Genomic DNA, 11555 nt, shown 5'->3' with positions numbered 1-11555 from the left:
GGGCCGAGACCGCGATCTCCTCAACCACCCGCCCCCCGCGAACCCCGATCAGCCGATCCACCATATTCACCGTGACGCAGACATGGTTCGGCACGACCCGCACCACCTCCCCGACCGCGGGCGGCGCGTTGCAGGCTGACAGGTCGAGAAAGCCGTGCTCCTCGGCGAAGCCCGCGATCCGCGCCCCGGGGTGCTCCAGGATCGCGCCGAAGCCGTCGAGCCCGCCGCCCGTGTCGGCCGTCAGCGTCTTGGAGCCCGCGTCGAGGACGCCCCGCCCCGGCCCCGCCCGGCTGACCACGGTGGCGTAGACGGTAAGCGCGCAGTCCTGCGGCCGCGCGGCGCCCTTCGCGACCGTGGCGCGGTCGTTGAAGATCGAGGTGCCGGCGCGGTGCTCGGTGGCGCCGGGCAGCTCGCCCAGATGCGCGAGGTTCGGCGTGCCGCCGGTGGAGATCATCCGCGGGCTCAGGCCCTCGGCGCGCAGCGCCGGCAGCGCGGCGGCGAGCAAGGCCCGCGCGGCCGCCCACTCGCCCTCCACGGGGTAGAACAGCAGCCCCGCAAAGCGCAGATGCGGGCTCGCCGCAACGCGCCGGGCGAGCGCGACCGCCTCGGCGGCCGTCTCGACGCCCGCCCGCCTGCGCCCGGTGTCGCACTCCACCGCGACGTCGAGCGGCAGGCCCGCCCCGGCCGCCGCCTGCGCCAGCCCGTCCACCGCGAGCGCGTTGTCGGCCGCGACTGTCAGGCGCGTCCGGCGCATCAGCGCCGCCAGCCGGCGCAGCTTGTGCCCGCCCAGCAGATTGTAGCAGATCAGGATGTCGTGCGCGTCCGCCGGGCCGGAGCCGCCGGCCTCGGCCACGGCGTCGGCCATGACCTCCGCCTCGCCAAGCTTCTGCACGGCGATCCCCCGCGCGCCGGCGGCGAGCTGCAGCCGCGCCAGCCGCGGGGACTTGTGCGTCTTGACGTGAGGCCGGTTGGCCAGCCCCGCTGCGTCGCAGAGCGCCTGCACGCGCGCGACGTTGCGCTCGACCACGTCGAGGTCCACCACCAGCGCCGGGGTGCCGAAGGTCTCGGCGATCTCGGCCTTGAGCGCCGCCGTCGCGTCCATGGTCACCGCCCCCCCCGCAGCCGCGCGCGCAGCCGGGCGGCCAGCCCCGGCCTGTCCTCCTGCCGCGCGCGTGCGATGGCCAGCGCGTCCCGTTCGACGTCGCGGGTGATGACCGACCCGGAGGCGACATAGGCCCCCGCCCCCACCGTCACCGGCGCCACCAGCGCGGCGTTGGAGCCGATGAAGGCGCCCGCCCCGATCTCGGTGCGGTGCTTGTTCACGCCGTCGTAGTTGCACGTGATGGCGCCCGCGCCGATGTTGGCCCCCGCCCCCACCGTGGCGTCGCCGACATAGGCGAGGTGGTTGGCCTTGGCCCCCTCCCCCAGCACGGCGTTCTTGATCTCGACGAAATTGCCGACATGGGCGCCCGGGCCGACCTCCGCGCCGGGCCGCAGCCGCGCGAAGGGGCCGACGAGCGCGCCCCGGCGCACGACGCAGCCCTCCAGGTGGCTGAAGGCGCGGATCTCCGCGCCGTCCTCGACCGTCACGCCCGGGCCGAACACCACGTCGGGCCCGACCGTCACGTCGCGGCCTAACCGCGTGTCGTGGGACAGGAACACCGTCTCCGGCGCCGCCAGCGTCGCGCCGGCCTCCATGGCGGCGGCGCGGGCGCGGGTCTGGAAGACGGCCTCGGCGGCGGCGAGTTCGGCGCGGCCGTTGACCCCCATCGCCTCCTCCGCCGCGCAGCGGACCACGGCGCAGCGGCGGCCCTCGCCGCGCGCGAGCGCCGCGACGTCGGTCAGATAGAGCTCGCCCTGAGCGTTTCGCGGCTCCAGCCGGGCGAGCCACTCCGGCACGCGGCCTGCGTCGAGCGCCATGGCGCCGGCGTTGCACAGCCGCACGGCGCGCTCCTCGGCGGTCGCGTCCCTCGCCTCGACGATGCGCGCGAGGCCCGCCAGTCCGTTGATCGGGGGCCCCTCGATCAGCCGGCCGTAGCCGCCGGGTTCGGCCGGCTCGAAGCCGAGCGCGACCACGCCCGCGCCTTCCGCCCGCGCCGCGGCCATGGCGGCGAGCGTGTCGGCGCGCAGATGCGGCGTGTCGGCGTAGATCACGAGCAGGGTCCCCGCGAAGCCTGCCAGCGCCGGCAGGGCCGCGGCCGCCGCGTCGCCGGTGCCGCGCTGCGCCGCCTGCACGGCGATCGCGGCGTCGGGCGCGAAGCCGCGCGCCGCGGCCCCGACGGCATCGCCCGCCGCCCCGGGGCCGACCACGACCACGGTGCGCGCGGGCGCCAGCGGCCGGGCGGCGGCCAGCGCCCAGCCGATCAGCGGCAGGCCGCCGACGCGGTGCAGCGGCTTGGGAACGTCCGAGCGCATCCGCGTCCCCAGACCCGCGGCGAGGACCACGAGAGCGATCGGGGCGGCGGGCGGCGTGGCGGCTGTCGGGCTCATGCCGCCCTGTCTAGTCGAGCGGCCGGAGCGGCGGAAGGGCGCCCCGCGTCTTGGCGCCGCCGTCAGGCCGTGGTCGATAGGCGCGGACAGGGGCGCGCAGATTGGGAGGGACCCGCCATGGCCCGCAGGCTCGCATGACACGCTCGCTCTTCGGCACGGACGGGGTGCGGGGCCTGGCCAACCGCCACCCCATGACCGCCGAGACGGCGCTCGCCGTCGGCCGCGCCGCCGCCGCGCGCTTCCGCCGCGACGGCCCCGAACGCGGCCATGCCGGGCGGGTCGTCATCGGCAAGGACACGCGGCTCTCGGGCTACATGATCGAGAGCGCGCTGCAGGCGGGCTTCACTTCCGGCGGCATGGACGTCCTGCTGCTCGGCCCCGTGCCGACGCCCGCGGTGGGGATGCTGACGCGCAGCTTGCGCGCCGACGTCGGCGTGATGGTCTCGGCCTCGCACAACCCCTTCCATGACAACGGGATCAAGCTGTTCGGCCCCGACGGCTACAAGCTGTCCGACGCCGAGGAGGCCGAGATCGAGGCCCTGGTCGAGGCCCCGCCCCCGACCGACCCAGAACGCATCGGCCGCGCCCGGCGCATCGAGGGCGGCGTCGAGCGCTACGTCGAGGTCGCCAAGGCGAGCTTCCCCCGCGGCCTGCGCCTCGACGGGCTGAAGGTGGTGGTGGACTGCGCCCACGGCGCCGCCTACCGCGCCGCGCCGGCCGCGCTGTGGGAGCTCGGGGCGGAGGTGATCCCGCTCGGGGTCTCGCCGAACGGGACCAACATCAACGACGGCTGCGGCTCGACTCACCCCCAGGCCTGCGCGGCTGCGGTGCTCGAGCGGGGCGCGCATCTGGGCGTGGCGCTCGACGGCGACGCCGACCGCGCGATCCTGATCGACGAGCGGGGGCGCATCGTCGACGGCGACCAGCTGATGGCGCTGATCGCGGGCCGCTGGGCGGCGGCGGGGCGGCTGACCGGGGGCTCGCTGGTGGCCACCGTGATGTCGAACCTCGGGCTCGAGCGCTGGCTGGCGGCCCGCGGCGTCGGGCTCCTGCGCACCCGCGTCGGCGACCGCTACGTCGTGGAGACCATGCGCGCCGAGGGCTGCAACCTCGGCGGCGAACAGTCGGGCCACGTGATTCTCGCCGACTTCGCCACCACCGGCGACGGGCTCATCGCCGCGCTGCAGGCGCTGGCGGCGGTGGCCGAGGCGGGCCGGCCGGCCTCGGAGACGCTGCGCCTGTTCGAGCCCCTGCCCCAGAAGCTCATCAGCGTGCGCGCCGAGCGCGCGGCGCTGGAGCACCCGGCGGTGCGCGCGGCGGTCGCGGCGGTCGAGGCGCGGCTGAACGGGCGCGGTAGGCTCCTGATCCGACCCTCCGGCACCGAGCCCGTGATCCGCGTCATGGCCGAAGGCGAAGACACCGCGCTCGTCGAGACCGCCGTCGCCGAAGTCGCCGACGCGCTCGGCGCCGCATGATCGCACCGCAGACGCGCTCGGCGCCGCCCGATCGCATCTGCGGCGAAGTCCGGCGGGCCGGGCGTGGCCCACGGCGTCGAGGCCTTCCGGCGTCGCGATCAGACCCGCCTTGAAGCCTGACCGCGCCGCCCCCCGAACGCCCGCCTTGACCGCCGTCACGGCAGCGCATAGGCAGACGCCGCGCTTGGGGAATAGTTTAACGGTAGAACAGCGGACTCTGACTCCGTCGGTCCTGGTTCGAATCCAGGTTCCCCAGCCAACCTCCCGCGCTCGCACTCTCTCGGCGCCAGCGCGGGGGCGAAATTCTCCCAATTTTTCTTAGGCTTAAGCGAGGCGGGCGTCAGCGCCCCTCGCGGCGCCAGGCCCAAGTCCGCGTTCTCCGGGGGGTGTCGCAAACCGCGCGCCTGAGACGCGCCTCCCCTCACCGCACGGATTCGCCCTGCAAACCCCGGCCGGTCAGCGTTCTACAACAAGGCCGAATTTATCATATACTTACAAGGGCTGAGCTTGACTGCTCGCAGGTTGCTCGATCAGCCGCCGTGCGGATCGACTGGCTCGCGTCGAAGCCGCCCGCGTCGGCAGAGTCAATCGGCCTTCCGGCCTGCGATAGCCGCATAGGCCTCCGCCAACGCATGAAAGCCCGCCTTCAGGGTCGCCTTGTCATCCGCGACAAGGCCCTTGCGATTGAAGCCGCGCTGAACCCCTGTCTGGCGGCGGTCGGAGCGGAAGTCGTAGAGCAGCCACCACGCGACGCCCTGGACGTAGTCGAAGCGACGCAAAGTCTCGATCTGGCGGCGAACGATTTCGGCCTGGCGATGCTCGGTGAAAAGGCCTGTCCCTCGCAAGCCCGGCGCACCGTCCGCGCCCGTCTCGGACACGATGACGGGCTTGCCGGGCTCGGAGTTGGCCAGAAGGCGCTCGAGGCCCTCGAAACCTGGCTCGTACCAGCCGAAATACTCGTTGAGGCCGATGACATCGAGCGTTTCGGCGAGCCGGTCGGCGATGGCGAAGCGAACGCGGTCGATCAGGCAGGCGGCGGCGATCAGCCGGGTTGGGTCGGCGGCGCGCGCCGCCGCGGCGAGGCGCGACATGAACGACAGGCGCGCGTCGGTGTCGGCGTTCTCGTTGCCCACGCCCCAGAGCGCCACGCTGGCGCGGTTGCGGTCGCGGGCGATCAGTTCTCGCAACTGGTTCTCGGCGTCCGCGAACGTCGCCGGGTTGGCGAAGTCGATCGCCCAATAAACCGGGATCTCCGACCACAGCAGAAAGCCCTCCTCATCGGCGATGCGCGCGACATGCTCATGGTGGGGGTAGTGCGCGAGGCGGAGGAAGTTGCAGCCGAGCGCGCGGGCGTGGCCGAAGCGACGCCGCACGTCCGCCTCGGTCGAGACGCGGCCGACGTCGCGGTCATCCTCGTGAACGCAGACCCCGCGAAGCCATATCGGGCGTCCGTTGAGCAGGATGCGTTCTCCCTCCACCGCGAGGGTGCGGAAACCGACGCGTTCGCGAAACACGTCGTCCCCGAAGGATACGGCCACGTCATGGAGGCGGGGGGTCTCGGGCGACCAGCGATCCGGGGCGGCTGCGATCTCGACGCGGCCGGCGCCGGCGGCGACGGACAGATCGGCGTGGATCCCGAGCGCAGGGATCGCCACGCGAGCGACCCCGTCCACGGGGTCTGAGAGCGTCACATCCACCGCGATCCCAACGCCGTCGGCGGTCAGGGCGAAGCCTGCGGCGCGGATGAAGACGGGCGGCAGACGCAGGAGCGCGACCTCGCGGTGCAGGCCGCCATGGTTGAACCAGTCGATATGGCCCATCGGCACGCGGTCGGAACGGCGGTGGTTCTCGACCATGACCATCAGGCGGTTCCGGCCCTCATGCAGCGCCTCGGTCAACTCGACGCAGAACGGCGTCGAGCCGCCGAGATGGCGACCGAGGAAGCGGCCGTTCAGGAACACGAGCGCCGCGTAGTTGGCCGCGCCGAAGCGCAGCACGGTGCGGTGCGGACCGCGCGCGTGGTCGAAGTGGGTCACATGCCAGACTGCGCCCTCGTGGCGGCGCCATTCAGGGTCGAGCATCGTCCAGCAGCAGGGCGCCCGCGCCGGCGTGGCGCCGGCGTCGTCGAAGTCGCGCGGCGTGGTCCACTCCGCCATGGGGCGGTCGTCGAGCGCGAACCATCGCTGGCGCAGACCCTCCTCGAACGGGTCCAGTGTCAGGCCCCAGTCGGTGAGCGCATCCATGGGCCGGCCGCCGGGATCGACCAGACTGTCGGCGCCGATCAGCGGGCGGTCATAGGCGCTGGCGTAGCCCTCCTCGTGGAGGTGGGCGAAGGGGTCTTCCACGGTCATCGGGCCGACGCGCGGTAGCCGATGCCGACGTCTCGACGAAAGGCCCAGGGCCAGCGGCCAGGCCAGAACACCTCGGCGATCATGGCGATGGCGATCCAGCGGAAATAGGTTGCAAAGGTGTTCGACAGTCCCTGGGGCTCGGCGTAACCGCCGATCCAACCGTCCTGCCGCCGCACGCCCTCGCGCACGTCGCAGAAACCGCCGTCGGCTTCCTGCCAGCCCAGCAGCTCCGGCAGCAGCGCGCGGAGCCAGTCCAGCGTCTCCGCCCGCCGGTGGCCGCGCAACATCAGCCCGTGGACCAGCAGGTCAACCGCGTCCACGTCGATACAGGCGCTGTCGATCCGCGGCGGCAGGGTGAGCGCGTAGTCGACGGCGCGCTCGTGGAACGGGATCGGGCGACGCTCGGCGTAGTAGAGGTGGTAGTCGTGCATCGATCCGGCGAACGCATGGAGCAACTGACGCGCGTCGTCGTGCTGGCCGACACCCCAGAAGCCGGTTGACGGCTCCTGCAACCGCTCGTGCCAGTCGAACCACAGCGCCAGCGCCCGGTTGGCCTCCGTCGCGCCCTGGGCGCGCAGCGCGCGCAGGAAGCCGCCGAGGTTCACGAGGTTGTTGCCCTCCTGCCAGGGATCGCGCAGGTCGCGCCGGGACAGCCAGTCGCCGAGCGCCGTGGGATCGAGGAAGCGTCTCGCGAAGGCGAGGTTCGCAGGCCGCCCGGGCGCCAGCGCCTCCACCGCCCCGAGCGCGTAGTTCGTCACGTGGAAGTCGATGTAGCCCCAGGTCTCGGCCGGGTCCGGCTTCTTGAAAACCGCGCCTTCGTCCATCCCCGGCACGCGAAAGCGCCCGTCGGCCAGGCGATGGCTCTCCAGCCACGCGACCAGCGGCGCGGGGTCGAGGGCCGGCGCGCCGATCAGCGTCGCGCACATCACGGCGTTGTAGGTTCCGGGCAGCAGCACGCCCGGCCACGCCTGCACGTCGTGCGCGGCGCTGATGCGACTGACCCCCGCGGGAAGACCGGGCGCCTGCATCGCAGCGAGCCAGTCGACGGTGGCGCGCCGCGCCGCCTCCACGCGGTCGGCCAGCGGATCGCGGGCGCGGGCGGGCGCGGTCATCCCTTCACCCCTCCTGACGCCATGCCCTCCATCACCCGTTTCTGCGCGAGCAGAAACAGCGCGGCGGGCGGCAGGGTGGTCAGCACCGCCAGCGCCATGATCCCCTGGAAGTTGGCGCCGAGTTCGGTGTTCATCGACAGCAGCGCCACCGGCAGCGTGTAGGTGTCGGGAAGCCGCGAGATCACCAGCACCGGGAACCACTGCGCCCAGTTCAGAAGGAACGTGATCATCGCGACTGTCACCACCACGGGCCGCGCCAGCGGCACGACGATCTTGCGCAACACCTGCAGTTCCGTCGCCCCGTCGATCAGGGCCGCCTCGATGATGTCCTTGGGTATTGCGCGAAAGAACTGATCGAACAGGAAAAACTGGATCGGGCCCAGCGCGAGAAACAGGATGATGCCGGCATAGGTCCCGAGCAGCCCGAGCTTGAACATGACGATGTAGACGGGGATGACCAGCAGCATGTAGGGATACATGATCGTCACCAGGAAGCCGAAGCGCAGGAACCGGAACCCGGGAAGCTTGGGCTTGCGCACGAGCGCATAGGCTCCGAGCGCCGTCACCGCCACGCTGATGACGGTCGAGGCGATGGTGATGACGAAACTGTTGGCGATGTAGACCCACAGGTCCACGCCGCCGACGCGCCCGATGGCGGCGAAGACCGCCGGGTCGAACCGTTCCGGCAGCAGGCGCAACGGGTCGGACATCACGTCCGTGGTGCGCCGAAAGGCGCTGATGAGCATCCACCAGTAGGGGTAGAGAAACAGCGCCGCCACGGGTATCGCGACGGCATGGGCGATGATCTGTGCGACGCGGCGGCGCCCGCGGTCCTGCACCATCATCGCCAGTCGCCCCGCGCGCTGAGCAAATACGCGCCCAGCGACAGCACGATGACGACCGCGAACAGGATCGTCGCCATGGCCGTCGCCTCGCCATAGCGGCCCTGATCGAACAGCTGGTAGGCGTAGTAGCTCACGAAGTTCGTGGCGTCGTTCGGCCCGCCGCGCGTCATGACCACCACGACGGTGAAGGTCTTCAGGAACTGGATCGTCGCATAGACGATATTGATGATCAGCGCCGGTCGCAGCTGGGGCAGGATCACGAAGCGGAAGCGCTGCCACGGCGTCGCGCCATCTATCGCCGCCGCCTCCTCCAGCGCGCGGTCGCGGATCGCGAGGTTGGCGAGGAAGATGATCATGTAGAACCCGGCGTGGTGCCAGAGCTCGGCGATCAGGATCGCGATCATCGCCGTATCGGGGCTCGACAGCCCGGCGAAGCCGGGTGCGCCCAGATGCGCCAGCCCCGCGTTGACCGCGCCGAAGGAGCGGTCGAACAACCATCGCCACACGACGTAGCCGGCGACGTCCGGCGTCACCACCGGTAGGAAGATCGCGAGCCGGATCAGGTAGTTGCCACGCCCGATCAGCGAGCTGTCCAGCAACGTCGCCATGGCCAGCGCGAAGGCGAGGTTCAGCACGACCGCCATGGCGGCATAGAACAGCGTGCGCGTCAGCGAGGCGGCGAAAATCGGGTCGGCCAGCACGCGGGCGTAGTTCGCGAGCCCGACATAGGTCGGCTCCGCCCGCAGCGCGGTGGCCGATTGGGTCAGCGAGACCTCGACCGACAGGACGATGGGCCACACGCCGAACAGGATGGTCAGCGCGGCGAAGGGCAGCACGAACAGGTAAAGCGTGCGGCCCCGCCAGGCCTCCGCGAGCGCGCGGCTCATGCGCAGTCTACTCCGAGATGGGGCGGCGGGGCCGAGTTCTCGGCCCCGCGCGGGTTCACTGCTTCAGCGTCGCGGCGAGGGCGCGCATCTCGCCTGCGGTCTCGGCGATGAAGGCCTGCCAGTCCGAGGGCGGGTTGGCGATGCCGTCGAGCAGCTTGCGATGGAAGGCGGCCTCGAGCTCCGGGTAGAAGGGGTGGATGGACTCGGGAAAGTCGTAGGCAGTCAGGGAGTATTCGGCGCGGGCGAAGGTCTGCCGCCGCGGCGACAGCGACGAGATGTCGAGGTCGGTCCGAACCGCGGCGCCCACCTTCTCCAGCGAAGCCTGCTGCGCCTCGAGGCCCAGCAGGAAACTCGCGAAGGCGACGGACAGATCGCGGTTCGGCGCGTTTTCGGGAATGGCGACGCCGCGCATGCCGCCGATCACCACCGCAGCCTCCCGATCCTCGGCGAAGGCGGGCCAGGGACCGACCACGAAGTCGCCGGCCAGCACGTCCTGCCCGTCCCACTTGTTCACGTTCCAGTCGCCGACGCGGAACATGCCGCCGCGGCCGCCTTCGATCACCTGATACATCTCGGTGAAGCTGTGGTTGATCGTGTCGGGCGCGACGAAGCCGTAGGTGGAGTAGGTCTTCAGAAACTCCTCCAGCACCTCGGCGTGGCCGGGCTGGTCTATGGTGATGTTCCCCTCGGGGTCGATCAGCGTGTGCCGCAGGCCCGAGCCGAAGGTGAACAGGTCCAGCATGTGGATGAGGTCGCGCGGCCGGGCCGCCTGGAGGGCGAAGCCGAAAGTGTCGGCGCGGCTGTTGCCGTCCGGGTCCTCCTCCGCGAACTTCGCGGCGACGCGCTTCACGTCGTCCCAGGTCTCGGGGAACTCCTCGCCGACCGCGTCGAGCCAGCTCTTGCGCACACCGAAGGCCATCTGCACGCGCTGGACCGGCAGGATGATCATGCGACCGTCGTAGGTCGCCACACGCAGGTCGTCCTCGCCGAGGAAAGCGCGATCCTCGATCGCCGCCAACACCGGCGCAAGGTCCATGATCCGGTCGGTCTGGGTCTGCACGCGGATGACGCGTTCGTAGTTATTGAAGATCAGATCGGGCGCGGTGTCGGTGTTCAGGGCGCCGATCACCCGCCCGAACCATTGGTCTGTGGGAAAGCTCAGCGAGCGCACCGTGACGCCCGGATGCTCCTTCGCGAACGCCTCGCCGACGCGCTCGAACCAGGCGACGCCATTGTCGCCAAGGTCGTGCCAGATCTGTATCTCCTGCGCGGCGACGGGCGTGGCGGCCAGCAGCAACGCCGCCATCATGACGCCGGTTCCCTTCATTGGCTTCACGCGATCTCCTCCCGTTTCTCGCTTTGGCGGTCATGCCGCGCAATGAGGGTAAACGTTTTCCCAATCATCAGCAAGCCACGTCTGGACAAGCAGCGCCGCCCCGCGCATGACGCGGGCGGAGGGCCGCGGCATGGCGAAGGACGACGACAAGGGCGGCGAAGGCATGGGCGGCGCGACCCCGCTGAAGCGCGTCGCGGAGCGCGCCGGGGTCTCCATCGCCACCGTCTCGCGCGTGGTCAACGGGGTCGCCAACAAGGCCTCGCCCGAGACTGTGGAGCGCGTGCGCAGGGCGGTCGCGGAACTCGGCTATCGTCCGATGAGCGCGGGGCGCTCGCTGCGCCGGCGCCAGAGCCGCATGGTGGCGCTGATGGCCTCGAACCTGGCCAACCCGACAATGGCCGCGATAGCCGCTGCGGCCGAGACGGCGCTGCGCCGGGCGGGGCTTGTGATGATGCTGTGCGACAGCCACGACCAGCCCGGCATCCAGGACGAATACCTTCTGGAGATGCGCGCCCAGATGGCCCGCGCCACGGTCCTGCTCGGCGCGGTCGACAGCCCGGGGCTCACACGCATGCGCGCGGAGGGGGCGCCGTTGCTGTTCGTCAATCGCGAGTGTCCCGGCGAGGCCGACGCGCCCTTCGTCGGCGTGGACAACGCCGCAGCGGCCATGGAGGTCGCCGAGGCGCTGGTCGCCCGCGGGCGCGCGCCGCTTGCGCTGATCCACGGGCCGCTGCGGTCCTCGGCGACGACCCAGCGCGTGGAGGCGTTCGCGTCCCGCGCCACGGCGCTTGGCGCGCCGCCAGCGATTCTGGGCGAGGGCCTCGGCGACGAACATCTCGAGATCGGTTATCGCGCCGCAGACGCGATGTTGCGGATCGGTCCGCCGCCATCGGGACTTTTCTGCACAAGCGACCTGATCGCTTTCGGCGCGCACCGACGCTTCTGCGAGGCTGGGTTGACCGCGACGGGCGATGTGGCGGTGGTAGGCTTCGACGACAACCCGCTCAATCCCTGGGTTGCGCCGTGGCTCAGCTCGGTGAAGGCCCCCTATGAGGCCTT

At 71.4% G+C, this 11555-nt stretch carries 9 protein-coding genes and 1 tRNA gene; 3 read left to right on the top strand and 7 right to left on the bottom strand.

Annotated elements, in window-relative coordinates; translation table 11 throughout:
- Nucleotides 1-1102 (bottom strand): alanine racemase (locus V7Q31_RS14685; RefSeq protein WP_333834610.1); only part of this gene is annotated, 1102 nt, incomplete at its 3' end.
- 2 nt (nucleotides 1103-1104) lie between these two features.
- Complete coding sequence (glmU, locus tag V7Q31_RS14680; RefSeq protein ID WP_333834608.1) at nucleotides 1105-2490, bottom strand: bifunctional UDP-N-acetylglucosamine diphosphorylase/glucosamine-1-phosphate N-acetyltransferase GlmU; 1386 nt, start codon at nucleotides 2488-2490, stop codon at nucleotides 1105-1107.
- Nucleotides 2491-2624: 134 nt separating this feature from the next.
- On the opposite strand from glmU, the gene glmM reads away from it, so the two are divergent.
- A complete protein-coding gene (glmM, locus tag V7Q31_RS14675; protein WP_333834607.1) occupies nucleotides 2625-3965 on the top strand; it encodes a phosphoglucosamine mutase in 1341 nt (446 codons plus the stop codon).
- A gap of 185 nt (nucleotides 3966-4150) precedes the next feature.
- Nucleotides 4151-4224 (top strand) — tRNA-Gln (locus V7Q31_RS14670).
- A gap of 325 nt (nucleotides 4225-4549) precedes the next feature.
- Here the strand turns inward: V7Q31_RS14670 and V7Q31_RS14665 are convergent.
- Genes V7Q31_RS14665 through V7Q31_RS14645 form a run of 5 tightly spaced genes read right to left on the bottom strand, consistent with a single transcriptional unit; the run spans nucleotide 4550 to nucleotide 10487 of the window.
- Nucleotides 4550-6316 carry a glycoside hydrolase family 2 protein gene (locus tag V7Q31_RS14665; protein ID WP_333834606.1) on the bottom strand — a complete coding sequence of 589 codons (1767 nt, stop codon included), beginning with the start codon at nucleotides 6314-6316 and terminating at the stop codon, nucleotides 4550-4552.
- Nucleotides 6313-7428: a hypothetical protein gene (locus V7Q31_RS14660; RefSeq protein ID WP_333834605.1), complete on the bottom strand. Its 1116-nt coding sequence runs from the start codon at nucleotides 7426-7428 to the stop codon at nucleotides 6313-6315. The genes V7Q31_RS14665 and V7Q31_RS14660 overlap by 4 nt, the downstream gene beginning before the upstream one ends.
- Nucleotides 7425-8273, bottom strand: a complete 849-nt coding sequence (locus tag V7Q31_RS14655; protein ID WP_333834604.1) for a carbohydrate ABC transporter permease — start codon at nucleotides 8271-8273, stop codon at nucleotides 7425-7427. The genes V7Q31_RS14660 and V7Q31_RS14655 overlap by 4 nt, the downstream gene beginning before the upstream one ends.
- Nucleotides 8270-9160, bottom strand: a complete 891-nt coding sequence (locus V7Q31_RS14650) for a carbohydrate ABC transporter permease (protein WP_333834603.1) — start codon at nucleotides 9158-9160, stop codon at nucleotides 8270-8272. The genes V7Q31_RS14655 and V7Q31_RS14650 overlap by 4 nt, the downstream gene beginning before the upstream one ends.
- Before the next feature lie 55 nt (nucleotides 9161-9215).
- Nucleotides 9216-10487: an ABC transporter substrate-binding protein gene (locus V7Q31_RS14645; protein WP_333834609.1), complete on the bottom strand. Its 1272-nt coding sequence runs from the start codon at nucleotides 10485-10487 to the stop codon at nucleotides 9216-9218.
- 139 nt (nucleotides 10488-10626) lie between these two features.
- On the opposite strand from V7Q31_RS14645, the gene V7Q31_RS14640 reads away from it, so the two are divergent.
- Nucleotides 10627-11555: LacI family DNA-binding transcriptional regulator (locus tag V7Q31_RS14640; RefSeq protein ID WP_333834602.1), on the top strand; the 929-nt coding region annotated here is incomplete at its 3' end.

The sequence above is a fragment of the Rubrimonas sp. genome, from assembly GCF_036788415.1.
Lineage (GTDB): Bacteria > Pseudomonadota > Alphaproteobacteria > Rhodobacterales > Rhodobacteraceae > Rubrimonas.
Note: the sequence above shows the minus strand (reverse complement) of the source record. Positions and strands in the feature narration are given on the sequence as shown.

Excerpts from the sequence above, each read along its gene's own strand:
- glmU (WP_333834608.1), bottom strand. The coding sequence starts at position 2,490 with ATGAGCCCGACAGCCGCCACGCCGCCCGCCGCCCCGATCGCTCTCGTG.
- glmM (WP_333834607.1), top strand. The coding sequence starts at position 2,625 with ATGACACGCTCGCTCTTCGGCACGGACGGGGTGCGGGGCCTGGCCAAC.
- V7Q31_RS14665 (WP_333834606.1), bottom strand. The coding sequence starts at position 6,316 with ATGACCGTGGAAGACCCCTTCGCCCACCTCCACGAGGAGGGCTACGCC.
- V7Q31_RS14660 (WP_333834605.1), bottom strand. The coding sequence starts at position 7,428 with ATGACCGCGCCCGCCCGCGCCCGCGATCCGCTGGCCGACCGCGTGGAG.
- V7Q31_RS14655 (WP_333834604.1), bottom strand. The coding sequence starts at position 8,273 with ATGATGGTGCAGGACCGCGGGCGCCGCCGCGTCGCACAGATCATCGCC.
- V7Q31_RS14650 (WP_333834603.1), bottom strand. The coding sequence starts at position 9,160 with ATGAGCCGCGCGCTCGCGGAGGCCTGGCGGGGCCGCACGCTTTACCTG.
- V7Q31_RS14645 (WP_333834609.1), bottom strand. The coding sequence starts at position 10,487 with ATGAAGGGAACCGGCGTCATGATGGCGGCGTTGCTGCTGGCCGCCACG.